General features: G+C 68.3%; 25 protein-coding genes. 15 read left to right on the top strand and 10 right to left on the bottom strand.

Annotated features, from left to right (window positions below):
• The first annotated feature begins 169 nt into the window (after positions 1 to 169).
• Positions 170 to 1,090, top strand: coding sequence for a peptidylprolyl isomerase (locus tag AAHF99_RS06240; protein WP_342163210.1), 921 nt, complete (start codon positions 170 to 172; stop codon positions 1,088 to 1,090).
• Positions 1,091 to 1,248: 158 nt separating this feature from the next.
• Here AAHF99_RS06240 and AAHF99_RS06245 read toward each other — a convergent pair whose 3' ends face one another.
• Entirely contained in the window at positions 1,249 to 1,407 is a 159-nt protein-coding gene (locus tag AAHF99_RS06245; protein WP_342163211.1) for a hypothetical protein, read from the bottom strand.
• A gap of 108 nt (positions 1,408 to 1,515) precedes the next feature.
• Complete coding sequence (hemH, locus tag AAHF99_RS06250; protein ID WP_342163212.1) at positions 1,516 to 2,598, bottom strand: ferrochelatase; 1,083 nt, start codon at positions 2,596 to 2,598, stop codon at positions 1,516 to 1,518.
• Between the two features lie 194 nt (positions 2,599 to 2,792).
• On the opposite strand from hemH, the gene AAHF99_RS06255 reads away from it, so the two are divergent.
• Complete coding sequence (locus tag AAHF99_RS06255; protein ID WP_342163213.1) at positions 2,793 to 3,482, top strand: uracil-DNA glycosylase; 690 nt, start codon at positions 2,793 to 2,795, stop codon at positions 3,480 to 3,482.
• Between the two features lie 3 nt (positions 3,483 to 3,485).
• Here AAHF99_RS06255 and AAHF99_RS06260 read toward each other — a convergent pair whose 3' ends face one another.
• Positions 3,486 to 3,818 carry a hypothetical protein gene (locus AAHF99_RS06260; protein ID WP_342163447.1) on the bottom strand — a complete coding sequence of 111 codons (333 nt, stop codon included), beginning with the start codon at positions 3,816 to 3,818 and terminating at the stop codon, positions 3,486 to 3,488.
• 339 nt (positions 3,819 to 4,157) lie between these two features.
• Here AAHF99_RS06260 and AAHF99_RS06265 point away from each other — a divergent pair, with 339 nt between their 5' ends.
• The 4 genes from AAHF99_RS06265 (at position 4,158) to AAHF99_RS06280 (ending at position 7,289) form a co-directional block, all read left to right on the top strand.
• Positions 4,158 to 4,580: an AMP-dependent synthetase gene (locus tag AAHF99_RS06265; RefSeq protein WP_342163214.1), complete on the top strand. Its 423-nt coding sequence runs from the start codon at positions 4,158 to 4,160 to the stop codon at positions 4,578 to 4,580.
• Positions 4,574 to 5,404, top strand: coding sequence for an enoyl-CoA hydratase (locus AAHF99_RS06270; RefSeq protein WP_412759841.1), 831 nt, complete (start codon positions 4,574 to 4,576; stop codon positions 5,402 to 5,404). Before AAHF99_RS06265 ends, AAHF99_RS06270 begins: the two co-directional genes overlap by 7 nt.
• Before the next feature lie 93 nt (positions 5,405 to 5,497).
• On the top strand, positions 5,498 to 5,776 hold the full coding sequence (locus AAHF99_RS06275) for a hypothetical protein (protein ID WP_342163216.1): 279 nt from the start codon (positions 5,498 to 5,500) through the stop codon (positions 5,774 to 5,776).
• A gap of 76 nt (positions 5,777 to 5,852) precedes the next feature.
• Positions 5,853 to 7,289 (top strand): phospholipase D-like domain-containing protein, encoded by a 1,437-nt coding sequence (locus tag AAHF99_RS06280; protein WP_342163217.1) that lies wholly within the window; start codon positions 5,853 to 5,855, stop codon positions 7,287 to 7,289.
• On the opposite strand, the gene AAHF99_RS06285 is transcribed toward AAHF99_RS06280, so the two are convergent.
• Positions 7,207 to 7,986, bottom strand: a complete 780-nt coding sequence (locus AAHF99_RS06285; RefSeq protein ID WP_342163219.1) for an endonuclease/exonuclease/phosphatase family protein — start codon at positions 7,984 to 7,986, stop codon at positions 7,207 to 7,209. The genes AAHF99_RS06280 and AAHF99_RS06285 overlap by 83 nt on opposite strands.
• Positions 7,987 to 8,282: 296 nt before the next feature.
• Here AAHF99_RS06285 and AAHF99_RS06290 point away from each other — a divergent pair, with 296 nt between their 5' ends.
• Positions 8,283 to 9,068: a lytic murein transglycosylase gene (locus AAHF99_RS06290; protein ID WP_342163448.1), complete on the top strand. Its 786-nt coding sequence runs from the start codon at positions 8,283 to 8,285 to the stop codon at positions 9,066 to 9,068.
• Positions 9,069 to 9,125: 57 nt separating this feature from the next.
• On the opposite strand, the gene AAHF99_RS06295 is transcribed toward AAHF99_RS06290, so the two are convergent.
• Positions 9,126 to 10,493: an MFS family transporter gene (locus AAHF99_RS06295; RefSeq protein ID WP_342163220.1), complete on the bottom strand. Its 1,368-nt coding sequence runs from the start codon at positions 10,491 to 10,493 to the stop codon at positions 9,126 to 9,128.
• A 226-nt stretch (positions 10,494 to 10,719) separates the two neighbouring features.
• Between AAHF99_RS06295 and AAHF99_RS06300 the strand changes: the two genes are divergently transcribed.
• On the top strand, positions 10,720 to 11,574 hold the full coding sequence (locus tag AAHF99_RS06300) for a DUF1236 domain-containing protein (RefSeq protein ID WP_342163221.1): 855 nt from the start codon (positions 10,720 to 10,722) through the stop codon (positions 11,572 to 11,574).
• Between the two features lie 12 nt (positions 11,575 to 11,586).
• Here the strand turns inward: AAHF99_RS06300 and hrcA are convergent, their stop codons facing one another.
• On the bottom strand, positions 11,587 to 12,642 hold the full coding sequence (gene hrcA / locus AAHF99_RS06305; protein WP_243957333.1) for a heat-inducible transcriptional repressor HrcA: 1,056 nt from the start codon (positions 12,640 to 12,642) through the stop codon (positions 11,587 to 11,589).
• Between the two features lie 162 nt (positions 12,643 to 12,804).
• On the opposite strand from hrcA, the gene rph reads away from it, so the two are divergent.
• From rph to hemW, 3 genes are read left to right on the top strand one after another with little or no spacing between them, the layout of a single operon-like run.
• Complete coding sequence (gene rph, locus AAHF99_RS06310; protein ID WP_243957334.1) at positions 12,805 to 13,518, top strand: ribonuclease PH; 714 nt, start codon at positions 12,805 to 12,807, stop codon at positions 13,516 to 13,518.
• A complete protein-coding gene (gene rdgB / locus AAHF99_RS06315; RefSeq protein ID WP_342163222.1) occupies positions 13,515 to 14,150 on the top strand; it encodes an RdgB/HAM1 family non-canonical purine NTP pyrophosphatase in 636 nt (211 codons plus the stop codon). Before rph ends, rdgB begins: the two co-directional genes overlap by 4 nt.
• Positions 14,147 to 15,322, top strand: coding sequence for a radical SAM family heme chaperone HemW (hemW, locus tag AAHF99_RS06320; RefSeq protein WP_342163223.1), 1,176 nt, complete (start codon positions 14,147 to 14,149; stop codon positions 15,320 to 15,322). Before rdgB ends, hemW begins: the two co-directional genes overlap by 4 nt.
• A 10-nt stretch (positions 15,323 to 15,332) precedes the next feature.
• Here hemW and AAHF99_RS06325 read toward each other — a convergent pair whose 3' ends face one another.
• Positions 15,333 to 16,268, bottom strand: coding sequence for a L,D-transpeptidase (locus tag AAHF99_RS06325; RefSeq protein WP_342163224.1), 936 nt, complete (start codon positions 16,266 to 16,268; stop codon positions 15,333 to 15,335).
• 435 nt (positions 16,269 to 16,703) lie between these two features.
• On the opposite strand from AAHF99_RS06325, the gene AAHF99_RS06330 reads away from it, so the two are divergent.
• The 4 genes from AAHF99_RS06330 (at position 16,704) to AAHF99_RS06345 (ending at position 21,514) form a co-directional block, all read left to right on the top strand.
• Complete coding sequence (locus AAHF99_RS06330) at positions 16,704 to 17,951, top strand: MFS transporter (RefSeq protein ID WP_342163225.1); 1,248 nt, start codon at positions 16,704 to 16,706, stop codon at positions 17,949 to 17,951.
• 207 nt (positions 17,952 to 18,158) lie between these two features.
• Positions 18,159 to 19,451 carry an MFS transporter gene (locus AAHF99_RS06335; RefSeq protein ID WP_342163226.1) on the top strand — a complete coding sequence of 431 codons (1,293 nt, stop codon included), beginning with the start codon at positions 18,159 to 18,161 and terminating at the stop codon, positions 19,449 to 19,451.
• Between the two features lie 19 nt (positions 19,452 to 19,470).
• Positions 19,471 to 20,679: a CaiB/BaiF CoA transferase family protein gene (locus tag AAHF99_RS06340; RefSeq protein WP_342163449.1), complete on the top strand. Its 1,209-nt coding sequence runs from the start codon at positions 19,471 to 19,473 to the stop codon at positions 20,677 to 20,679.
• 22 nt (positions 20,680 to 20,701) lie between these two features.
• Complete coding sequence (locus AAHF99_RS06345; RefSeq protein WP_342163227.1) at positions 20,702 to 21,514, top strand: enoyl-CoA hydratase/isomerase family protein; 813 nt, start codon at positions 20,702 to 20,704, stop codon at positions 21,512 to 21,514.
• 33 nt (positions 21,515 to 21,547) lie between these two features.
• Here AAHF99_RS06345 and xoxJ read toward each other — a convergent pair whose 3' ends face one another.
• The 3 genes from xoxJ to xoxF1 form a co-directional block, all read right to left on the bottom strand.
• Positions 21,548 to 22,393, bottom strand: a complete 846-nt coding sequence (xoxJ, locus tag AAHF99_RS06350) for a rare earth element methanol dehydrogenase accessory protein XoxJ (protein ID WP_342163228.1) — start codon at positions 22,391 to 22,393, stop codon at positions 21,548 to 21,550.
• Positions 22,393 to 23,001 carry a c-type cytochrome, methanol metabolism-related gene (locus tag AAHF99_RS06355; protein WP_342163230.1) on the bottom strand — a complete coding sequence of 203 codons (609 nt, stop codon included), beginning with the start codon at positions 22,999 to 23,001 and terminating at the stop codon, positions 22,393 to 22,395. Before AAHF99_RS06355 ends, xoxJ begins: the two co-directional genes overlap by 1 nt.
• Before the next feature lie 131 nt (positions 23,002 to 23,132).
• Entirely contained in the window at positions 23,133 to 24,938 is a 1,806-nt protein-coding gene (xoxF1, locus tag AAHF99_RS06360) for a lanthanide-dependent methanol dehydrogenase XoxF1 (protein WP_342163231.1), read from the bottom strand.
• Between the last annotated feature and the right edge of the window lie 359 nt (positions 24,939 to 25,297).

Consider the following 25,297-nt stretch of genomic DNA (forward strand, 5'->3'; position numbering starts at 1 on the left):
CCCCGTGCACCTGAAAGAGCCGGAGCCCCGATTGGTTGCCGATTATGGCTCCGCTTGCCTTCTGCGTGCGGCCGGGCCACCTCTCCCGCCGCCGGACGGGCGGCCGAGCGGGGCCCCTCGGGCCTCCGCCGCCGAACCGGCTGAACGACACGCCGACCGAGGTATTCCCATGCCGACCCATGCTCTGCTCCGGCGCGCCAGCGCGCTCGCGCTTGCACTCGCCCTCTCCGGCGCGGCGGCGGCCCAGACGCCCCCGGCCGGCAAGACGCCGGCAGCTGCGCCCGCCGCCCCCGCCGACCCTGCCGCCGTCGTGGCGACGGTGAACGGCCAGCCGATCACGCAGGCCGATATCGCGATCGCCTCCGACGATCCGGCCCTGTCCCTGCCGGGCGTGGACGAGGCGCAGAAGAAGAACCTGCTCGTGGATTACATGGTCGACCTGAAGGTCGGCGCGCAGGCCGCCGAGGCGGCCAAGGTCGGCGAGAGCCCCGACTTCAAGCGCAAGCTCGCCTACTTCCGCGACAAGCTCCTGCTCGACGACTACCTCGAACAGGAGGCCAAGAAGGCCGTGACGCCGGAGGCCGAGCACGCGATCTACGACACCTCGGTGAAGCTGATGAAGCCCGAGGAGGAGATCCACGCCCGTCACATCCTCGTGGACAACGAGGCCGAGGCGAAGAAGATCGCCGCGCGGATCAAGGGCGGCGAGGATTTCGCCAAGGTCGCGGCCGAGACCTCGAAGGATCCCGGCTCGAAGGCCGAGGGCGGCGATCTCGGTTGGTTCACCAAGGAACGGATGGTGCCGGATTTCGCCACCGCCGCCTTCGCGATGCAGCCCGGTCAGGTCTCCGACCCGGTGAAGACGCAGTTCGGTTGGCACGTCATCAAGGTCGAGGAGAAGCGGACGAAGCCGCAGCCGACCTTCGACGAGCTGAAGGAGCAGATCGACCAGCACCTCATCCGCAAGTCGCAGCAGGACCTGATCCTGAAGCTGCGCGCCGAGGCAAAGATCGACCGCAAAGACGCGCCCGCCGCGACCCCGGCGGATCCGATGACCCCGGCCGCGCCGCCCCCGCCCGCGGTGAAGTGAGGCTGATCGGTCGTTCGTCCTGCTCGCCTACCTCATCCTGAGGTGCTGCGAAGCAGCCTCGAAGGAGGGCTCCAGGGATCGTGGAGCCAACTGGAACCCTCCTTCGAGGCCCGCCACGGCGGGCACCTCAGGATGAGGTCGAGGGAAGGATCGTCCGACTAATACGGACGGTCGGGCTTCATGAGGTAGGCGGATTGGTTCGCGGGCTGCGGCGTGACGCCGAGAGATTCCAGTTCGGAGACGCGCCGTGCCTCCGACAGCCGGTCCAGCACGATGACGAGGATCCACGGACAGGCGATACCGATGAAGAACGCCACGCGACGACCCTCCCATTTGGACCGGACTCGCGCCGGGTGAGAGGATGATAGGCCGCGTCGGCCGCGCAGCAAGCGCAACCGGCATGATCCGCGTCGATTAAGTGGTCGTCACAGCCAGCCCTGCAATTCCCGGCGAACGACGTGCTCGATCACGCGCATGCCGAGATCGGTGTCGTTGAGGCAGGGAATGTAGGCGAATTGCTCGCCCCCGTTCTCCTCGAAATAATGGCGGTTCTCGCCGTCGAGTTCTTCCAGGGTCTCGAGGCAATCGGCGGTAAAGCCCGGGGCCACGATGGCCATGCGCTTCACGCCGGACTTGGCGAGGTCCATCACCGTCTCGTCGGTATACGGCTTCAGCCATTCCTCGTTGCCGAAGCGGGACTGGAACGTCACCCGCATCTTGTCCGGCGACAGGCCCAGCGCCTCGCGGATGAGCCGGCCGGTCTTGTGGCACTGGCAATGGTAGGGGTCGCCCTTCAGCAGGTAGCTGCGCGGCACGCCGTGGAACGAGGTGAGGATCACCTCCGGCTCGAAATCGAGCTTGGCCAGACCCTCGCGGATCGATTGCGCCATGGCTTCGATATAGACCGCATCGTCGTGATAGGGCGGCGAGACGCGCACGGTCGGCTGCCAGCGCATGTCCATGAGGGCGCGGAACGCCTGATCGCAGGCGGTGGCCGAGGTCGCCGCCGCGTATTGCGGATAGAGCGGCACGAGCAGAATGCGGTCGCAGCCCTGATCGAGCAGCGCCTGGATGCGGCCCGCCACCTCCGGCTTGCCGTAGCGCATCGCCCAGTCGACCACGACGCTGTCGCCCATCGCCGCCTGGAGCTTGTCGCTCTGGCCTCGCGTGATGGTCTTGAGCGGCCCCTCGTTCAGGTCGTTGTTCCAGACGCTGGCGTAGTCCTTCCCCTTGGGGCCCGGCCGCTTCGACAGGATGATAAGGTTGAGCAGCGGCCACCAGATCAGGCGCGGCACCTCGATGACCCGGCGGTCGGACAGGAACTCCTTCAGGTACCGGCGCATCGGCCAGTAGGACGTGCCCTCGGGCGTGCCGAGATTCATCAAGAGAACGCCGACGCGGCCCCAGCGGACCTGCGGATGGTCGCCCGGCAGGCCGCGCGTCCCGTTCTCGCGGGCGGGGACGGGGCGGTTGTTGGCGAGCGCGGCTGGTTCGATACGTTCGTTCATCAGAGCGTTCCGGCGCCCTGGCGCCGATTCCCTTTCGAAGCTGAGTTCGGACCCGCTGGGCGGGAAGTCGCCCCTATGTAGGTCGCCGGGCGGCTCCGGCGAAGGCACCCTTGCTGCGGTGCCGCGTGCATACCGGTATAGTGACGCGGCACGCGGCGGCAAATGCCGACCCGGCTTAGGATCTCCACAGCCCGATGACCGACCGGCCCGTCGCCGCCGCCCTTGCTGCGTTCCGCGAGAGCGGTTCACCCTGGCTCGCCCTGCCTTTCTTCCGCGACGGCGCGGCCGACAGGGTAGCGCAGACGATCGATGGACGCATCGCCGCAGGGGCGCAGGTCCTGCCCGCCCCCGGCGACATCTTCCGGGCGCTGCGCGAGACTCCGTTGCCGTCCGTGAAGGCGGTCATCCTCGGGCAGGACCCCTATCCGACGCCGGGCGACGCCAACGGGCTCGCGTTCTCCTACGTGGGCACGGCGCATCTGCCCGCCTCCCTCAAGGTCATCCTCGCCGAGGCGGGCTCGGCCCGCGAGGCGGGGGGTGATCTCACGCCCTGGGCGCGGCAGGGGGTGCTGCTCCTCAACAGCGCGCTCACCGTCGAGGCTGGGAAGGCCGGGGCGCATCTGCGGTCGGGCTGGGCGGCGCTCACCGACGAGGCGGTGGCGGCAGTCGCCGCGCGCGACGAACCCGCCGTGTTTCTCCTGTGGGGGGCGCAGGCGCGGGCACGGGCCGGGCTGATCGACCCCGCGCGCCACGCGATCATCGAGAGCGGGCATCCCTCGCCCCTCAACCGGGCGCGGGACTTTCCCGGCTCCGACCCGTTCGGCCGGGCCAACGCATGGCTCGCCGAACGGGGCTTGGCGCCGATCGAGTGGCGTCTCGGCTGAGGACTATTGCGCGGGCTTGGCCGGCTCCGGGGCCTTCGGCACCTCGGCGGAGGGCTGCAGCACGTTCTTGGCGATGTTGCCCTCCGGCCCGTATTCGCCGGCCACCGCAAGGCACGCGCCATCGCGGTTCATCTGCATCTGGTTCGACATCAGGGTGAACATCGTCTGGACGCGGTTGCCGAACGGGCCGCCGGGCTGAACGTCGGCGACGCGGGTGTTCTGATTGGCGAGCAGGGCCTCGAACTCGGGGGCGCCGATCCGGTAGCCGCAGACGTTGGACGCCGCGAAGATGTAGGCGGCGAATTCGAGGGCGCGCGGCGAGGGCGCGTTGCGCATCTCGGCCTGTGCCGGGCCGCAGAGCAGCAGGGCCGCAGCGAGCGGGGCGAAATGGCGGGTCAAGGATGTCCTCCGGTGTGTCGCGGCCTCGTCGAGCGGGCCGCTTCGGAAGGCATCAGATAGACGTTCCGACCCCGCCGGCCAGGGCGGATTTTCTGCGTAATCTTCATCCCGCGTTGGCCATGAGCCGCTTTGCGCCGACGAACCGCCCGGTTCCGGCCGGTTTTGCTGCACCTGAGTGGGTCGAGATCAGGAAGTCTTAACCGGGACGCGCGAACCCGGAATGGTTCAGCTTATGAACAGGCCGGTTTTCACCGCATGCTCGGCGCAAGATACAGCGTGACCCACCCCGCCTCCCTGGAGAAGCCGACGCTGTTGCGTCCGGCTCCCGTGGAGGAGAACCCGTCGCCGTTCGTGCCCGGCGCCTGCGCCAAATGGGCCCGGGCCGAGGGTATCGGCTTCGGCGACCTCGCCGTGATGATGGTGGCCGATCCCCTCGAGGCGGCGGCCCTTCGGCAGGGCTTCGCCTGGGTCGGCGCCCGGACGAAGGATCTCGATCCGGCGATCGGCGAACACGAACTCGCCCTCGTCCTCTCCGGCGCCAGCCTCGCCATCGTGGACAGCGCGCTCGCGCCGAACTACGCGCGGGCACTCGGCCGGCTCGACCGCCTGCCGCCCCTGTGGTGGAACGGACCCGGCGCCGATTTCGCCCGGCTCGACCATGCCCTGGCGGAGCATGCCGAGCCCAGCCGGGTATGCTAGATCCGTCGCCTGAGGGCCGCAGAGCCCGAAGGGAGACGCCGTTGACCGCTGCTGAGCCCGTCCTTCTCCGGCACGACGCGGAGGGTATCGCCACCCTCGTGCTGAACCGCCCAGCGGCGCGCAATGCCCTGTCGCTGGCGTTGATGAACGCCCTGCAGGACGCCCTCGACGCGATCCGCGAGGACGATTCGGTGCGGGTGGTGGTCCTCAAGGCCGCCGGACCCGCCTTCTGCGCCGGGCACGATCTGCGCGAGATGCGCGCCGATTCCTCGCCCGAGACGACGGACCACCTCTTCCGAACCTGCGCCCGTCTGATGACGAGCCTCGTGCGCCTGCCGAAGCCCGTCATTGCGCAGGTCCACGGCATCGCCACGGCGGCCGGCTGCCAGCTCGTGGCCTCCTGCGATCTCGCAATCTGCACCGAGGAAGCACGCTTCGCCACGCCCGGCGTGCAGATCGGCCTGTTCTGCTCGACGCCGATGGTCGCCCTCACCCGGGCGGTGCCGCGCAAGGCGGCGATGGAGATGCTGCTGCTCGGCGAGCCGGTCGACGCCGCCGAGGCCCTGCGCATCGGCCTCGTGAACCGCGTGGTGCCCGCCGACCGGCTGGACGCTTCCGTCGCCGACATGGCGGGGCGCATCGCCGCCAAGGCGCGGAAAGTGCTCGCCGTCGGCAAGGAAGCCTTCGCCCGCCAGGGCGAGATGACCCTCGACGAGGCCTATGCCTACACGGCGCAGGTGATGACCCGGAATATGGCCATGGCCGACGCGCAGGAGGGCATCGACGCCTTCCTGCAGAAGCGGGCGCCCGTCTGGGAGGGGTGATCCGCCGCGCCTCCCCGGTGGTAGGCGGCGCGCTCGCCGTGCCCTAATCTGTCCGCTGTCCCGCAAAGACGGGCCGCCGGTGCGGGATGGGCGATGACAGCCACCACCGACTTGATCGGCCTGACCCTGGCCTTCTATGGGTCGATGCCGCCCCCGCGCCCTCCCCGGCCCGAGCGCGACGGCCCGACCTGGGCGGCGGCGCTCCTCATCGGCGGCGTCTGCCTCGCCACCGTGATGCCGATGATCACGATCTGGACCTTTCACCGGCCGCTCGAAGCGGCGAAGACGCGCTGCCTCCATGCGGGCGGGCGCATCGTCTACGGCGCCCTCGACGGCAGCGAGTTCCGCTGCGATCCACCGTCCAAGCGCTGAGAAGGCTCACCGAACGGGCAGACTTGCGCCGAGGCTGGGCTATATCGCCCGCAGGCTTCAGCCGCATGGGATGCCAGTGGACCAGGTCGTCTATCGTTGGATCAACTCGACAGCTTTGCTGCGGGCGGACGTGGAGGCGCTGGTCGGCGTCTGCCTCGCCGTCGCGGTGACAGTGCATGCGTTGCTGCGCAAGCGGCGCGTGAGCGTGGCCGTGGGGTGGATCGGGCTGGCGTGGCTCTCGCCGATCTTCGGATCGGCCCTCTACCTGCTGCTCGGCATCAACCGCGTCTATCGCCGGGCGCGCAAGATGCGCGGGCGCCCCTCCGAGGCCGTGCCGCCGCCGGACGCGGATGATGCCGTCGTGCCGGAAACCCTGTGGCCCCTGGACCGGGCGATCCGGCGCATCACCGGTGCGCCCGCGCTCATCGGCAACCGGGTGCGGATGTTCCGCAACGGCGACGCGGCCTACCCGGAGATGCTGGCCGGGATCCGCGACGCGCGGGCGAGCGTCGCCATGACGAGCTACATCTTCCGCGATGACGCGACCGGCCGTGAATTCTGCGAGGCCCTGGCGCAGGCCAAGGACCGTGGCGTCGAGGTGCGGGTCATCATCGACGGGATCGGCGGCGGCTATTTCCGAATGCTGGCCTACAAGCGCCTGCACGCGGCCGGCGTGCCCGCCGCCCTGTTCATGCATTCCGCCCTGCCCTGGCGGATGCCGTTCCTGAACCTGCGCAACCACAAGAAGCTGCTGATCCTCGATGGAAGGGTCGCCTTTACGGGCGGGCTCAACATCGCCGCCGCGAACCGCGTGAGCACGAAGCCCCGGGATCCGATCCGCGACATCCATTTCCGGTTCGAGGGGCCGGTGGTGGACCAACTCGTGACGGCCTTCACAGCGGATTGGGCCTTCGCCGACGGCGAGAGCCTCGACGGGCCGCCCTGGTTCATGGAGGCGCCCGCCGTCGGCGACTGTGTCGCCCGCGTGGTGACGTCGGGGCCCGATGCCGACGTGCAGAAGATCGAGCAGGTGGTCATCCAGGCGCTGAACTGTGCCCGCCGCCGGGTGCGGATCGCGACGCCCTACTTCCTGCCGGACGAACTCGTGACCGGCGCCCTCATTCAGGCCGCGACGCGGGGAATCTCCGTGGATGTGGTGATCCCGGCGGTCAGCGATCACCGCTTCATCGATTGGGCGATGCGCGCCCATCTCGACGTGCTGATCCGCGCGGGCGTGCGGGTCTATCTCGACCGCGATCCGTTCGACCACGCCAAGGCGATGGTGGTCGATGACGTGTGGTGCTTTGTCGGCAGCGCCAACTGGGACATGCGCAGCTTCCGCCTGAACTTCGAGCTGAACGTCGAGGTGATCGACGCCGATCTCGCCGGGCAGATCGATGCGCTGATCCAGGCCAAGATGGACCTGCCGCTTACCGAGAAGGATCTCGCAGACCGATTCTTGCCCGTGCGCTTGCGCGACGCAGGCGTTCGGCTGCTGCTGCCATACCTTTGAGCGGCGCGGGCGATTCCGGCTCCGGGCACAGATGCACGACGATGGGCCGGTGGTCCGAGGGGCCGCGCGGCAGCACCGCGCTCTCCCGGCAGACGAGCCCCCTGGCGATGCAGCGGTCGAGCCGCAGGGGCAGCACCTCGATCATCGAATGGGTCGGCCGCCGGGGGCCGATGTCGCGGAACCCCGGCACCATGGCCGGGCCGACGATGTTGTAATCGCCCAGAACCGCCGCGCGGGGCGGAAGGCCCGTCACGATCCGCCGCAACTGCCGCCGGTTCAGCATCTGCCCGTGGGAGAGGTGGACGTTGGCAATCCCGAACGTGCCGAGATCGACCACTTGGCACACCCGGTGGACCACCGCGCCGGAGGGCAGCGTCACCGTGCGCGGCGGGCTCGGGAACGGGGTCGGGCTCCACATGGCGAGCCCGTGGATGCGCCCCGGCAGCGGCGCCCAGGCGTAATGGCCGCCGACGCGCTCCTTCAGGAAGCCGATGGCCCGCGTCGCCTCCTGCATCAGCAGCAGATCGGGGGATTCCTGCTCGATCAGGGCGATGACGTCCTCGATGGCCGCCCCCACCCGCCGCAGGAGATTCCAGCTGACGATCTTGAAGGCCGGCGCCGGGGCATCGAGGCCGGCTGGGCTCACGGGCTGCGCGCCCGCCAGTTCCGGTGCATCCGCAAGAGTGGGTTTCGTCATCGGCCCCGACCGTTTCGCATTCGCCGGCCTCCCCGCCGCCTCGCTCAAACGCTTCGCGATCCGCTCGGTTCGACCGGCGCCGCGAGGGCCTTGGCGCGAGATCCTGGCTCCCGTGAGGCCGGAAGCGTCTCGGAAACCACGCTGCGATCACTTCTGTCGCGGATGGGGGGAAACCGCACGTCTTGGGGCCGTCCCCGCGTGCGCCAACCTTCGCGATATGCTTTACACCGCAACGATATTGCCGAACGGACCATTCCGTCCGGCCGGAATTTCAGGAGTTTCACGTGGCTGCACGCATGCGTCACTTCAGCCTCGCCGTCGCGGCGCTCGGCCTGCTCGGCGGCGCCCTCACCGAGGCGCAGGCCGCCCAGTGCGGCAACAATTCGGCCGGGTTCGAGACCTGGAAGCGCGAGTTCATCGCCGAGAACCGGGGCCGCGCCAGCGCCGAAAGCCTCGATGCCCTCGCCGGCACCAGCTATTCCACCGCCACCATCTCGGCCGACCGGGGGCAGCACAGCTTCAAGCTCTCCCTTGACCAGTTCATGGCCAAGCGCGGCGCCACGACCATCGTGAAGCGCGGGCGCGCCCTGAAGCGCACCAACGCCGCCCTGTTCGACTCCATTGAGCAGCGCTACGGCGTGCCGCCGGGCCCGCTCCTGGCGATCTGGGGCATGGAGACCGGCTTCGGCGCCGTGAAGGGCAACGTGAACACCCTCTCGGCCGTCGCGACCCTCGCCTACGATTGCCGCCGCTCGGAATACTTCACCGATCAGCTCCGCGCCGCCCTCACCCTGGTCGACCGGGGCATCATCTCGGCCGGGACCCGCGGCGCCGCCCACGGCGAGATCGGCCACACCCAGTTCCTGCCGAAGAACGTGCTGAACTACGGCACCGGCGGCGACCTCAATAACGTCGGCGCGGCCCTCTCCTCCACGGCGAACTTCCTGAAGGCGCATGGCTGGCAGCGCGGCGCGGGCTATCAGCCGGGCGAGCCGAATTTCGCGGCCCTTCAGGGCTGGAACGCGGCGCAGGTCTACGAGAAGGCCATCGCCATCATCGGCAAGCAGATCGATCAGGACTGAGCCTCGGTCCTGTCCAAGCGAAAGGGGGCGGGCCGCGAGGCCCGCCCCCTTTTTTAATCAGGCGGTGGCGAGCCCCGCCTTCTTCTTCTTGCCCAGCGCCTCTTCCACCGTGCCCGCGCCATCGAGATAGCCGTGCACCTTCGGGTTCGGCATGATGAGCGAGGCAATGAAGGCGATCGCCAGCATGATCGTCACGTACCAGAAGAAGGTCGTCTCGATCCCGGCATCCTTGAACCACAGCGCCACGTATTCGGCGGTGCCGCCGAACATCGCGTTGGCGAGGGCGTAGGACAGGCCGACGCCCAGCGCGCGGACGTTGGTGGGGAACAGCTCGGCTTTCACGATGCCGCTGATGCCCGTGTAGAACGAGATCACCGACAGACCGAGGGTGATCATCGCGAAGGCGAGGTAGGGATCCTTGTTGGTGTGCAGGAACGACATGATCGGCACCACCATCAACATGCCGAGGCCGCTGTAGAGGATCATGTTGGCCTTGCGGCCGATCTTGTCCGACAGGGCGCCGAAGATCGGCTGGATCAGCATGTAGACCAGCAGAACCCAGGTCATGACCTGTGAGGCCGAGGTCTTCGGCATGCCGGCGGTGTTGACGAGATACTTCTGCATGTACGTCGTGAAGGTGTAGAAGCTCAGGCTGCCGCCGGCCGTGTAGGCGAGGACGACGCAGAACGCACGCCAGTGCTTGAACAGCTCGCTGAAGGTGCCGGCATTCTCCTTGTCGCCGGCTTCCTTGGTCTCGGCCAGGGAGCGCCGGAGGTAGAGGGCCACGACCGCAAGGCCCGCACCGATGAAGAACGGAATGCGCCAGCCATAGGCCGTCAGTTCCGCGCTCGTCATCACGGCCTGGAGGCCGACCAGCACCAGGGATGCGAGCAACTGCCCGCCGATCAGCGTGACGTACTGGAACGAGGCGAAGAACCCGCGCCGCCCCTTGATGGCGACCTCGCTCATGTAGGTGGCCGACGTGCCGTACTCACCGCCGACCGAGAGGCCCTGGAGCATCCGCGCCAGCAGCAGCAGGACCGGCGCCAGGGTGCCCACGGTCTCGTAGGTGGGCAGGATGCCGATCAGCAGCGAGCCGAAGCACATCATCAATACGGAGATGACCATCGAGGTCCGCCGCCCCACCCGGTCGCCGATGCGCCCGAACAGCCAGCCGCCCACCGGGCGCATGAAGAAGCCCACCGCGAAGATGCCCGCCGTCTGCAGGAGCTGGCTGGTGGAATCGCCCTTCGGGAAGAAGGCCGGGGCGAAGTAGAGGGCGAAGAAGGCGTAGCAGTAGAAGTCGTACCACTCGACCAGATTGCCCGAGGAGGAGCCGACGATCGCCATGATGCGGCGGCGCCGGTCGGCGGCATCGTGGACCTCCGACGTGATGTTGATACGGTCGGCGGGAGGTGCGGACATGGCGTCTCCGGGACTCGCTGGGCCGACACTGCGCCGGCTTCTCTGGCGTGCGCGGACGTTACAGCCCCAACCCCTGCCCGCAAGGCTTCCTCACGTTCGCGTGTGCGAGACGCGGCGGCTTGTCACCAGCCTTGGACGAACGATGCCGGAACGGTTTCGATTCCGTCCCCGTTCCGGCCCGGGTCGAGCGTCCGGAGGGCGCGCCCTCTGGGACGGTGGACGGCACATGAACAGGATTCTTCGCAGCACGGTGGCCGCGGCGGTCATCATGGCGGGCGCGACGACGGCCTTCGCCCAGGGCGGACCCGGTGGCGGGGCCGGCGGTGGCGGTGGCGCGGGTGGCGCCGGGGGCGCGGCGGCCGGTCCGGGCGGCGGTGGCGGTCCGGGCGGCGGCGCGAGCGGCGGCCCCGGCGCGGGTGGACCGGGCGCGGCGGGTCCGGGTGGCGCGGGCGGCGGTGCCGGGATGCGCGGTGGTGAAGGCGGTGGGCGCGGCCCGGCGGCCGGCGGCGGCGCGGAACGCGGCGGACCCGCCGAGCGCGGCGGAGCGGCCGAGCAGGGTGGTCCGGCCGGACGCGGCGGCGCGGCCGAGCGGGGTGGCGCGGAGCGCGGCGGTCCCGGCGAACGCGGTGATCGTGGTGATCGTGGTGATCGTGGTGGCCCCGGTGAGCGCGGTGAGCGTGGCGGACCCGGCGAGCGCAACGGGGCGGCCGAGCGCGGTGGCCCCGATGGCCGGAACGGCCCGGGTGCGGCCGGCGAGCGGCGCGGTGCCGAGCGCGGGCCGGGCGCCCGTGGCGGTCGCGATGGCGGTGCGGTGCGCGGCGGCTATTCCCGCCTCGATACCGGCCGGCGCACGGAGTTCCGCCAGTCGATCCTGCGGGGCGGTGTCTCGCGGCTCGACAGCGTGAACTTCGCGCTGAGCGTCGGCACGGCGATCCCGCGTTCGGTGCGGCTGCACCGTCTGCCGCCGGCCATCGTCGAGTTGGTGCCGGATTACGAGGGCTACGATTTCATCCTCGTGCGCGACGACATCATCATCATCGATCCCGACACCTACGAGATCGTGGACGTGATCCCCGCCTAAGCGGGCGAACGATCACCGCCCGCCGTCGAGCAGCTTCGAGACGACGCGGGCGGTGTAATCGACCATCGGCACGATGCGGGCGTAGTTCAGCCGCGTCGGGCCGATGACGCCGACGACGCCGACGATCTTTTGCGACCCGTCGCGGAACGGTGCCGCGATGAGCGACGAACCCGACAGCGAGAACAGCTTGTTCTCGGAGCCGATGAAGATGCGCACCCCCTCCCCCTGCTCGGCGCGGGCGAGGAGATCGATCACGTCCTTCTGCGTCTCCAGATCGTTGAACAGCAGCCGGATGCGCTCCAGGTCTTCGGCCGCGCGCAGGTCGTCCAACAGATTGGCCTGTCCGCGCACGATGAGTTGCCGCGCCTCCGAGGGCCCGACCGGTGTCGCGAGGCCCGCATCCACCAGCCGCTCGGTGAGTTCGTCCAACTCGCGCTTCTTCGCGAGGCGCCCCACCTCGATCTCCGCGCGCAGCACGCCGAGGGTGCGCCCCGCGAGGCGGGCATTGAGGTAGTTCGTCGCCTCCTGCAGGGCGCCGGCCGGAAGGCCGGGGGGCAGGTCGAGCAGGCGATTCTCGACGCTGCCGTCGTCCGAGACCAGCACCACCAGGGCGCGGGCAGGGTCGAGGCGGACGAACTCAATGTGCTTCAGGCTCGCATTGGCCTTCGTGGTGAGCACCACGCCGGCCCCCCGCGATACGCCCGACAGCAGGCTCGACGCCTCCGTCAGCGCGGATTCGAAGGTGTGGCGCGAGGCGACCGCGCGCATTTGGCCCTCGATCCGGTCCTTCTCGTCCTGCCCGACATCGCCGAGTTCGAGCATGGCATCCACGAAGAAGCGCAGGCCCTGCTCGGTCGGAAGGCGCCCCGCCGAGGTGTGGGGCGCGAAGATCAGGCCGGAATGCTCCAGATCCGCCATCACGTTGCGGATGGAGGCCGGGGAGAGCGCCATCGGCAGGATGCGCGCGAGGTTGCGCGAGCCCACTGGCTCCCCCGTCGTCAGGTAGCTCTCGACGATCTGCCGGAAGATCTCCCTGGCGCGCTCGTTAAGGGCAGAGAGGGCCTGCATCTGTTGATTTTGTGAAATGTCGAAGCTCTGATGTGTCACGGTCGCCGGGTCCTGACTCCCGATCATGTCTGCCCTGGGCTCGCGGATCAATCCGCTGCTTGCTCGCCGGGGCCGTGCAGCCTATGAGCCCGGCCCGCACTTCTCGCAATGAAAGGGTGTCGCATGCGGCCATCCAACCGTGCCGCCGACGCGATGCGGCCCGTAACCCTCGAGCGCGCCGTGGCGCGCTACGCCGAGGGCTCCTGCCTCGTCAGCTTCGGCAACACCAAGGTGCTGTGCACGGCCTCCCTGGAGGAGCGCGCGCCGCCATGGCTGCGCGGCTCCGGCAAGGGCTGGGTCACGGCCGAATACGCGATGCTGCCGCGAGCGACCCATGAGCGCACCCGCCGCGAAGTGAATTCCGGCAAGCCCTCCGGCCGTACGCAGGAGATCCAGCGTCTGATCGGCCGCTCGCTCCGCGCCGTTACCAACCTGTCAGCCATCGGCGAGAAGCAGGTGACGGTGGATTGCGACGTGATCCAGGCCGATGGCGGCACCCGCACGGCCGCCATCACCGGCGCCTGGGTGGCGCTTCACGATTGCTTCGCCTGGATGCGCACCCGCTCGATCATCTCCGTCGATCCGCTGCGCGACCATGTCGCCGCCGTGTCCTGCGGCATCTACAAGGGCATGCCGGTCCTCGACCTCGAATACGAGGAGGATTCGGCTGCCGACACCGATGCGAACTTCGTGCTGACCGGCAAGGGCGGCATCGTGGAGGTACAGGGCACCGCCGAGGCCGAGCCCTTCACCGAGGCGCAGCTCCTCGAATTGCTCCGCCTCGCCCGCATCGGGACCGAACGCCTCGTGGGCCTGCAGAAGGAGGCCATCGCGTGAGGCGCCGCCTGACCGGCAAGGTGGTGATCGCCACCCACAATGCGGGCAAGCTCGTGGAGATGCGCGAGCTTCTGGCGCCCTTCGGCATCGAGGCCGTCTCGGCGGGCGAACTCGGCCTGCCCGAGCCCGACGAGACCGGGACGATGTTCGCCGAGAACGCGGCGATCAAGGCCCATGCGGCGACCAAGGCCACCGGCCTGCCGGCCTTTGCCGACGATTCCGGCCTCTGCGTCGATGCGCTGGACGGCGCGCCGGGGATCTTCTCCGCCCGCTGGGCCGGGCCGACCAAGGACTTCTCCGGCGCCATGGCCCGGATCTTCTCCGAACTCGACACGCGCGGCGCCGCAAATCGCAAGGCGCACTTCGTGTCGGCCCTCGTTCTCGCGTGGCCCGATGGCCATACCGAGCTGTTCGAAGGCCGGGTGTTCGGCGACCTCGTGGAGCCGCGCGGCACGGCGGGCTTCGGCTACGACCCGCTGTTCCGCCCCGAGGGCCATGAGCGGACCTTCGGCGAGATGACCGCCGAGGAGAAGCACGGCGTCGATTGGCAATCGGGCAAGGGCCTCTCCCATCGGGCGCGGGCCTTCGTGGACCTCGCCCGCGACTGCCTCGCCCCGACGGAGCGGACTTGACCGCCGCGATCCCGGAGCACCCCACCCGCGATGCGGGGTTCGGGGTGTACCTGCACTGGCCGTTCTGCGCGGCGAAGTGCCCGTATTGCGACTTCAACAGCCATGTCCGCCATGCCGGCGTCGATGAGGCCCGCTTCCTCGCGGCCTTCCGCGCCGAGATGGCCCATGTCGCCGCCCGCGTGCCGGGGCGGGAGGTGACAAGCATCTTCCTCGGGGGCGGCACGCCTTCGCTGATGAAGCCCGAGACCGTGGCGGGGCTGCTCGATGCCATCGCCGGGCATTGGCGCGTCGCGCCGGGGGCGGAGGTGACGCTGGAGGCCAACCCGTCGAGCGTCGAGGCCGGGCGCTTCCAGGGCTACCGGACGGCGGGGGTGAACCGCGTCTCCCTCGGCGTGCAGGCGCTGGACGATGCCTCGCTGAAGACCCTCGGGCGCCTGCACAACGCGCAGGAAGCCTTCGCCGCGATCAAGGTGGCGCAGGACACCTTCGCGCGGACCTCCTTCGACCTGATCTATGCCCGGCCGAACCAGAGCCCGGCGGCGTGGCGCGCTGAACTGTCCGAGGCCATCGCGCGGGCGGCCGAGCACCTGTCGCTCTACCAGCTCACCATCGAGCCCGGCACGCCGTTCTACGGCCTCGCCGCCGCCGGCAAACTCGTGACGCCCGACGAGGACGTCTCCCGCGCCCTCTACGACGTGACGCAGGAGGTCTGCGAGGAGGCGGGCCTACCGGCCTACGAAATCTCGAACCACGCCCGGCCCGGCGCCGAGGCGCGGCACAACCTGCTCTATTGGCGCTACGGCGAATATGCCGGGATCGGGCCCGGCGCCCATGGGCGCCTCGTGACGCCGGAGGGGCGCATCGGCACCGTCACCGAGCGCGGCCCCGAAGCGTGGCTCGCCCGCGTCGAGGCGGACGGCCACGGCATCGCGGAGACCGAACAGCTCGGGGCCCCGGCCCAGGCCGACGAATTCCTCGTGATGGGCCTGCGCCTCTCGGAGGGGATCGACCCCGCCCGCTACGCCGCCCTCGGCGGGCGGCCCATCGACCCCGCGCGGATCGACGCGCTGGTGGGGGATGGGCTCCTATCGCGGAAGCCCGACGGCCGCATCGCCGCGACCGCCGCCGGGGCTCCGGTGCTCAACGCGCTGGTCGCCGACCTCGCGCGCTGAGCGACCGCGATCAGTTCAGCACTACCACCTTCGAGCCGACGTTCACGCGGCTGAACAGGTCGATGGCGTCCTGGTTGATCATACGGATGCAGCCGGAGGACACGCTCTTGCCGATGGAGAAGGGCTCCAGCGTGCCGTGGATGCGGAACAGCGTGTCCTTGTTGCCTTGCCAGAGATACATGGCGCGGGCGCCGAGCGGGTTGCGCAGACCACCGGAGACGCCGAGCCCGCTCTGGAGCTTGTCGACCTCGCTCGCCAGCTTCGGGCTGCGGGCGATCATCTCCTTCGGCGGGTACCAATCCGGCCACGCCTGCTTGGAGTTCACGGTGGCCGTGCCCGACCACGAGAAGCCCTGCTTGCCCACGCCGACGCCGTAGCGGCGGGCACGGCCACCCTCCTGCACCAGGGTCAGTTGGTGGGCGCGCGGATCCACGATGATCGTGCCCGGCTCGTAGGGGCCGTTATAGGCGATCTCTTGCCGGAGGTAGGCCGGGCTCATCTTCTTGTAGTCGAAGGCGCGGACGGGAAACACGTCGTCCTCGATGGGGCCGTAGGCCTTCGCGTAGTCGATCGGGCCGTTGTCGGGCGTGCGCAGCACGGCCTTGGCTTTCGCGGCCTCGATCGGCGAGAGCGCCGGATCGCCGGAGGCTTCCGGCTGGACCAGGGCGGCCTGCCGGGAGGCCGGCGGCTGCATCGCCGGGGCGGGGGCGAGCGGCGGTACGGCGGTGGCGGCCTGACGGTCCAGCACGGCGCGGCCGAACTCGACGCGGCCGGCATACGGCACGTAACGGTCGCCACGCTTCAGGTAGTAGGCGCCGTTCTGGTCCTGGAAGAGCCGGTCGGCATCGGGATCGGCCAGGGCGGTGCGGGTTTGCGCCAGGGCGGGCGCAGCCGCCGCGCTGACGGCGAGGCCGGCGAGAAGCAGAAGGCGGATCGGGGCGGACATCGTGAGTCTTCCTGAAAGACGAAGGCGGATCACGGACGGAGTCGGCCGCGCGTCATCCGGTCAAGCTTCAATGAGATCTACAAAAGCCGCCGGTCGCCGCCAAGCGCGGCCATGCCATACCGGACCCGCGTATGACTTGCCGCCGGGCTTTCCGCACGTCTGTTGCATGCATGCAGCAAGTTAATCCCATCAATTGCGACTGATTTTGCGCGCGCGCCCGTTTGCGCGTCACCCCTGCCTCGTTGCGCGGCACAGCTTTCCGCCGCGCCCGAATCCGCCGCCCGTGGCGGCTGGCACACCTCGTGCATTACTCCTCCTGCCGCCTCAGGCGCGGCACGTGGAGCAACGGCGCTCCGCAGAGCGGACGGTGTGAGTCCGGATCCCCGGCATGTACGGCCGCGTCGCGGCTTGCAAACTCTGACGAGCACCTCACCCATGGCGAGCTTCAAGACCGTGATGAAGTCGGGCCACCCCCCGACCTTGTTTGCCGCATTCCTCTACTTCGATTTCTGCTTTGCGATCTGGGTTCTGAACGGCGCGATGGGCCCGTTCATCACCGAAACCTACAAGCTCACCCCGGCCCAGACCGGCTTCATGATCTCCCTGCCGATCCTGGCCGGCGCGATCATGCGCTTCCCGCTCGGCGTGCTGGCCCAGTATATCGGCCGGAAGAACGCCGCGATCACCGAAATGGGCGTCATCGTCCTGGCGATGGCCTACGGCTTCTTCGCGGTCTCCTCCTACAACGACGTCCTCGCCATGGGCGTGCTGCTCGGCATCGCCGGCGCGTCGTTCGGCGTGGCGTTGTCGCTGGGCTCGGGCTGGTTCCCGCCGGAGCACAAGGGCCTCGCCATGGGCATCGCGGGCGCCGGCAATTCCGGCACCGTGCTCGCCGTGCTGTTCGCCCCGCCGCTGGCACAGATGTACGGCTGGCAGGCCGTCTACGGCTTCGCGGGCGTCGTGATGCTCGTTCCGCTGGTGGTGATGATCATCCTCGCGAAGGAGCCGCCGGACCTGCACGGCCAGTCCTTCAAGGAGCACATCTCCTGCCTGTTCACGAAGGACGGCTGGGCCTTCTCGCTGATCTACGTCATCACCTTCGGCGGCTTCATCGGCCTGTCGAACTTCCTGCCGACCTTCTTCTACGAGCAGTTCTCCGTGACGAAGGTCGAAGCCGGGCGGCTCACGATGCTCGCGGCGCTGATGGGTTCGGGCATCCGCATCGTCGGCGGCTACTTCGCCGACAAGCTCGGCGGCGTGGCGGTGCTTTCGGTGGTGCTGCTCGCGGCGGTGGCGGCCTTCCTGGCGCTGACGGCGAATCCGTCGCTCGCCATGACGACCATCCTGTTCATGTTCTGCTTCGCCGCGCTCGGCGCGGGCAACGGTGCGCTGTTCCAGCTCGTGCCCCTGCGCTGGCCGAACAACACGGCGGTCGCGGGCTCGATGATCGGCGAGATCGGTGCCCTCGGCGGTGCGATCCTGCCGAACGTGATGGGCCTGTCGAAGCAGTATACCGGGCACTTCGCCACCGGCTTCGTCATCTACGCCGTCTTTGCGGCCGTGGTGCTCGGCTGCCTCGCCCTGTGGCAGCGCAACTGGGTGGGCTCCTGGGTCGGCCCGCGCGGCAAGGCCCTCTCGTCGCCGGCCGAAGACAACACGAAGCTTCAGCCCGTGACGGCCTGAACACTGTCGACATCACCGCAAGGACGGGGGCCACACGGCCCCCGTTCGCTTTTGGGGGCCATGAGCGCATGATGATCATTGGCGGTTGCCAAAGACGCCAAGACGGGATTGAATAACGTATTAATCGAAGTGTCAGGCCAATCGGTCGAGGCACCGTGCGGGCACGAGGGGCAGCAAGCTCCCGGCGCCGCCAGGGAGGGGAAGGCGATGATGAAGCGCGTGAGCGCCACCAATGGCGTGCTCGGCCTGCTCTGCCTGATGTATTTCATCACCTACCTCGACAGGGTGAACCTGGCGACGGCCGGCACGGTGATGATGCACGACCTCGGCATGTCGAAGACCGAGTTCGGGCTGATGCTCTCTGCCTTCGCCTATCCTTATGCGATCTTCCAGGTCATCGGCGGCTCGGTGGGCGACAAGTTCGGCGCCCGGCGGACCCTCATGATCTGCGGCATCATCTGGGCGATAGCGACGGTCCTCACCGGCCTCGTCGGCGGCCTCTTAAGCCTGTTCCTCGCCCGCGTGCTCCTCGGCTTCGGCGAGGGCGCGACCTTCCCCACCGCCACCCGCGCCATGCAGAACTGGACGGCGCCGGGCAAGCGCGGCTTCGCGCAGGGCATCACCCACGCTTTCGCGCGGTTCGGCAATGCCGTCGCCCCGCCCATCGTCGCCTTCCTGATCTACCATTTCGGCTGGCGCGTGAGCTTCTTCGTCCTCGGCGGCGTGAGCTTCGTCTGGGTGGTGATCTGGTATCTCTACTTCCGCGACGATCCCTCGGACCATCCGGACATCACCCAGGCCGAGCTCGACACCCTGCCCGCCCCGCGCAAGGTCGGCGTCCGCCAGAGCGTGCCGTGGGGCGCCCTCACCCGGCGGATGCTCCCGGTGTCGATCACCTATTTCTGCTACGGCTGGACGCTGTGGCTGTTCCTCGGCTGGCTGCCGACCTTCTTCAAGGAGAGCTACGGGCTCGACCTGAAGAACTCGGCCCTGTTCGCCTCCGGCGTGTTCTTCGCGGGCGTGGTGGGCGACACGGTCGGCGGCATCGCGAGCGACAAGATCGGCCACGTCACCGGAAACGTGAAGCTCGCCCGCCTGTCGGTGATCGTCATCGGCTTCCTCGGTGCGGCGGCGAGCCTGACCGGCGTGTTCTTCACCCGCGACCTCACATACGTCGCGCTGCTGCTCTCCTCCGGCTTCTTCTTCGCCGAACTGGTGATCGGCCCGATCTGGTCGGTGCCGATGGACATCGCGCCGAAATATGCCGGAACGGCGAGCGGGCTGATGAACACCGGCTCGGCGCTGGCGGCCATCGTCTCCCCGATCGTGTTCGGCTTCATCGTGGATCGCACGGGAAGCTGGACGCTGCCCTTCATCGGCTCCATCGGCCTCTGCCTGCTGGGCGCGGCCCTCGCCTTCACGATGCATCCCGAGCGCGAGTTCGTGGATCCCCCTGCCGAGTCCACCGGGCGTGTCGCCAGCGTCCCCGCGGGAGAGTGATCCGATGGCCGTCGCAACGATGGAGCGGCACGGGCCGCTCGCCGGGATGCGCGTGATCGAGCTCGCGCACATCATGGCTGGCCCGGTCTGCGGGTTGATGCTCGCGGACATGGGCGCCGAGGTCATCAAGGTCGAAAAGCTCGACGGCGACGACACCCGCCGTACGGTCCCCCCGGCCCTGGACGGCGAGAGCGCCGCCTACATGATGATGAACCGGGGCAAGCGCGGACTCAGCCTCGATCTCAAGGCGCCGGAGGGCGTCGCCGTCCTGCGGCGCCTCCTCGGCAATGCCGACGCGCTGATCGAGAATTACCGCGCGGGCACGATGGAGCGGCTTGGCCTCGGCTACGAGAGCCTGCGCCAGGATTTCCCCGGCCTCGTCTATTGCTCGCTGTCCGGCTTTGGCCGCAGCGGACCTTATGCCGACCGGGCGGGGTTCGACCTCGTGGCCCAGGGCATGAGCGGCCTCATGTCCGTGACCGGCGAAGGGCCGGGCCGCCCGCCGATGAAGTGCGGGCCGCCCGTCACCGACATCACCGCCGGCATCCTCGCCGCGATGGGCGTGCTCGCCGCCTACACGCGCCGGCTCAAGACCGGCCAGGGTCAGGTGGTGGACACTTCGCTGTTCGAGGCGGGCATCACGCACACCTATTGGCAATCGGCTATCGCCATGGCGACCGGCACGGCGCCCGGTCCGATGGGCTCGGCCCACCCGCTGAACGCGCCCTATGAGGCCTTCGAGACGGCCGATGGTTGGATCACCATCGGTGCCGCCAACCAGACCAATTGGCTGCGGATGCTGAAGGCGGTCGGCATGGAAAATCTCGCCGAGGATCCGCGCTTCGCCCTGAACCGCGACCGCATGGCGAATCGCGAGAGTCTGGCCTCGACCCTGGCCCCCGCCTTCCGCGAGCGCAGCTCGGGCGATTGGCTCGCCCGCCTCGAAGCCGAGGGCGTGCCGGCCGGGCCGGTGCTCGACGTGAACGCCATGCACCACGACCCGCAGACGCTGGCGCGCGAGATGGTGGTGGAGGTCGAGCACGCCCGTGTCGGGCGGATGAAGACCCTCGGCCTGCCGGTGAAGTTCTCGGAGACGCCCGGCCGCGTCCACGGGCCGGCGCCGCTGCTCGGCCAGCATTCCCGTGCCATCCTGGCGGAAGCGGGCTACGATGATGTCGCGATCGACGACCTGATCGCCCGCGGCATCGTGCGCGAAACCCTCGCCTGATCCCGGCTGCGCGGAGGCCCCGATGAACGCTCACGCCCCGACCGACGAGTTGCTGTTCACCAAGGACGAGGCTGGCATCGCCCGCATCGTCCTGAACCGCCCGCAGGCCCGCAACGCCCTGACCTTCGCGATGTATCGCGGGCTGATCGCCTGCTGCGAGGACATCGCGGCGGACCCGTCCGTGAAGGCGCTCATCATCACCGGCGCGGGCGAGAAGGCCTTCGCCGCTGGCACCGACATCGCGCAGTTCCGCAGCTTCGCGACGGCGGAGGATGCGCTCGGCTACGAGCGCTTCATGGATCAGGTGCTCGGCGGCCTGGAGCGGCTGCGCGTGCCGACCATCGCGGCCATCGCCGGGGCCTGCACGGGCGGCGGAGCGGCCATCGCGGCGGCCTGCGACCTGCGGATCGCCACCCGCGACGCGCGGTTCGGCTTCCCCATCGCCCGGACGCTGGGCAATTGCCTCAGCCAGGGCAACCTCAAGCGGCTGTCGAACCTCATTGGCCCTGCAAGGGTAAAGGACATCATCTTCACCGCGCGCCTCGTCGGTGCGGACGAAGCCCTCGCGATCGGCCTCGTCGGTGAGGTCGTGGACGATCTCCACTCGCTCAACGAGCGCGCCGAAGCCCTCGCGACCCTGCTCGCCGGCCACGCGCCGCTGACGATGCAGGCCACGAAGGAAGGGCTTCGCCGTCTCGCCGAAGAGGAAGCTGGCGCCGAGGGCGAGGCGCGGCCCGGCGATGACCTGATCCTCATGTGCTACATGAGCCAGGATTTCCGCGAGGGGATGGAAGCGTTCTTGGGCAAGCGCGCGCCGGACTGGAAGGGGCGATAACGCCCCCTCCCCTGCGCATCGCGGAGGGCGAGCTCAGCGCTCGCCCGGCGTCATCAATTTGTTCTCGTCCTGGTCGAGAAGCGGCACGTCGTAGTCGCGCAGCACCTTCTCGATATCCGCGCTGCGCTTGCGCAAGGCGGTATTGAGGGCGCGCTTCCAGTCATTCTCACCGAGACGCACACCCATGGCGATCCGGTAGGCCATCGGCGGGCGCTCCGGCTCCTTGAGCAGGGGCGTGACCGTCATCTCGGTGCCGCTCTGCTTGGCGAGCCAGCCGGCGGCCGGACCCCACAACACGGCGGCGTCGATGTCCTTGGCGGCGAGATCCGCGATCACTTCCGCCGAAACGGTCTGGAATTTCCGTTTGGGATCGAGCGCGTAGGGCGGATACGCCTTCATGGCCGAGACGAGCCCGAGATCGCCCATGCGGTTGACGGGCGGTGTGCCGGCGATGACGCCGATCTTCTTGCCCTTCAGGCGCGGATCGTCCAGCGCGGTGGCGCCGTCGAACTCACCCTTGCGGGTCACGAGGGTATAGGTGGAGCGGTAATAGGGGTTCGTCGTTTGGACGAGGTCGCTGCCGAAGGCTTGACCGATCACCACGTCGCACAGGCCGGTGCCCAGGGTATTGCGGACGAAGCCCGGACCCTGCGTCAGCCAGTAATAGCGGACCGTGACCTTCAACTCGTCCGCGATGATCGCGGCGATCTTGTTCTCGAAGCCGTCTTCCTTGCGCTCGGAGAACGGCATGTTTCCGGGATCGCCGCAGACGCGCAGAACGTCGGTCGTCACGGTGTCCGGCAGGTGCTGTGCGACGGCCCCCTGCGCCACCGTCATCGACAGGGCGCAGAGGATCGCAAGCCGAGGGGCCTGGGCCATTAGAAGCCCATGCACTCCTTCTCGGTCTTCTTGGCGGCGTCGGGCTTGTCCTCGTGGTCGCTCGGCCGGATACGGCCGATGGCACCTGCGGCACGGGCCTTCAGGTAGACGTAGAGGTCGTCCGAGTAGCACATGACGTTCTTGTTGTCGCCGAAGGCCGGCATGACCTTCTGTTCGGCGGCATTGATGTCTTGCTTGCCGCCGACCAGGATGCCGATGAACTCTTCGTAGGAGAGATGCTTCAGCGAATCCTTGAGCGCGGGGGCGTAGGTCGAACCCATGCCGTCCGGGCCGTGGCAGACGTGGCACTCGGCGTGATAGCGGCGGTAGCCGGAGTAGCTATACCAGTCGAGCTTCTTGCCGTTGTCCGTGATGTGGAAGGTCGGATGGCCGTCGGCGTCGACGTACTTGCCGTCTTCGACCTTGACCGCAGCGTCCTTCTTCAGAAGCTCCGGCTCGCTCTCAGCCGTCTTGTCGTCCTTATTGATCGAATTGGCGAGCGCCGGATCAGGCTTGGCATCCTCAGCATGTACGGCGACCGCAGAAACGGTCGCTAGGGCGAGGGCGGCGAGTACCGGCCGCGTGATGAATGTGCTGAGGTGCAGCAACGTGCGCTTCTCCCTGATTGAGGTCTTTCCGTCTCCCTTCGAGCAGAGACCTCTTGAACCACTTCTAATGAAAAGGATGCCGGCGCGGAAGCCCGCGCCGGCACCTTAGTTCAAGCGTTCACCGCGGCCGATTAGTTCGGCAGGGCGAAGACGGTCAGCTGGCCGCCGAGGTTGGTGTACTGCGACAGAGCCGCGTAGCCACCCACCGCGCCGAGGCCGGCGTTCGGGTCGGTCAGGCCGGCCGCAAGGCCGATGCCCGCCCAGCCGCCGACGCCCGAGAGGACGCCCACGTACTGCTTGCCCTTGTGCTGGTAGGTCATCACGTTGCCGATGATGCCCGACGGAGTCTTGAACTTCCAGAGCTCCTTACCGGACTTGTCGTCGACAGCCTTGATGTAGCCTTCCAGGGTTCCGTAGAACACCACGTCACCGGCGGTGGCGAGAGCACCCGACCACACCGAGAACTGCTCGGGGTTCGACCACTTGATCTTACCGTTCACACCGTCCCAAGCGATGAAGTTGCCCATGCCGCCGTGAGAGTTCGGAGCCGGGTACATCGAGAGGGTCGCACCGACGTAGGGCTGGCCCGGGGTGTAGGTCACCCGGAACGGCTCGTAGTCCATGCAGACGTGGTTGGTGGGCACGTAGAACAGGTTGGTCTTCGGCGAGAAGGCAGCAGGCTGCTGATCCTTGGTGCCGAGGGCCGCCGGGCAGATGCCCTTGGAGTTCACGTCCTCACCGTTCTGCTCGGTCGAGTACTTCGCCACGACGAGCGGACGGCCGTAGGTCTTGGAGCCCTTGTCCATGTCGACCTTCGAAGCCCAGTTCACCACCGGGTCGAACTTCTCGGCGACCAGGAGGGCGCCGGTGTCGCGGTTCAGCGTGTAGCCGAAGCCGTTACGGTCGAAGTGGGTCAGGAGCGGCTGATCCTTGCCGTCGATCTTCTGATCCGTGAGGATCATCTCGTTGATGCCGTCGAAGTCCCACTCGTCGTGGGGGGTCATCTGGTAGACCCACTTGGCGACACCGGTATCCGGATTACGCGCCCAAATGGTCATGGACCACTTGTTGTCGCCCGGACGCTGCTTCGGGTTCCAGGTCGAGGGGTTGCCCGAGCCGTAGTACATCAGGTTCAGCTTGGGATCGTACGAGAACCAACCCCAGGTGCAGCCGCCGCCGGTCTTCCACTGATCGCCTTCCCAGGTCTTCAGCGAGGAGTCCTTGCCGATCGGCTTGCCGAGCTCGGTGGTCTTCTCCGGGTCGACCAGGATCTGGTCATCCGGGCCTTCCGAGAAGCCGCGCCAGGCGAGCTTGCCGGTCTTCAGATCGTAGGCGGTGACGTGGCACTGCACGCCGAACTCGCCGCCGGAGATGCCGACGATGACCTTGTCCTTCACGGGAAGGACGGTGGCGGTGTTGGTCGCGCCCTTGGACGGGTCGCCGTTCTTGACGGACCAGTTCACCTTGCCGGACTTGGCGTCGAGCGAGACGACGGTCGTGTCGGCCTGGTGGAGGAGGATGGCGCCGTCGGCGTAGGCCAGACCACGGTTGACCGTGTCACAGCACATGACCGGGATCACGGACGGATCCTGCTTCGGCTCGTACTTCCACACGATCTTGGCGTCGTGGTCCAGATCCAGGGCGTACACGATGTTCGGGAACGGCGTGTGCACGTACATCATGTTGCCGACGACGAGCGGAGAGCCCTCGTGGCCGCGCAGAACGCCGGTCGAGAACGTCCAGGCGACCTGGAGGTTCTTCACGTTGTCCTTGGTGATCTGGTCGAGCTTCGAGAAGCGCGTGTTCGCGTAATCGACCGTCTGCAGGACCTGCTCAGCAGGATTGGCAATGCCCTTCAGAACGCTTTCGTTGGCAAGCGCCGGCGTGGCGACGGCCGCAACGCCTGCCCCCAGGGCAAGGAGATGTACCGCTCTCATGGATTCCTCCGACAAGTCATTAGTAAGTCTCCGAACATGCCGCGAGGGCAATGCCAGAAGAACTGCAACCTGACTCTTTCGCGACAGGGATAGAGCCTCGATAGCGGGCTAGTGGGTGACGGAGATCTTTATCAGATCTCCGGCCAGGAGCCGCCCATCCCCTTAGGCAGCCCCCTCGAAACCGAAGCTGAGACGGACCTTAAGAGATTTTTGAGCGCCGTCAACACGGAGTTTGGGGCTCGTTCCCCCGGCGAGGCCACGGATGGTTTCGCAGATGTGAAAACGGCTTAGTTGCTGCCGCGCACAAATCCATATTGCACCGCGTTCAAAACGAATTTGAACCAGCGCAGTCCCGGCCG

The organism is Methylobacterium litchii (assembly GCF_038442315.1).
Taxonomy (GTDB): domain Bacteria; phylum Pseudomonadota; class Alphaproteobacteria; order Rhizobiales; family Beijerinckiaceae; genus Methylobacterium; species Methylobacterium litchii.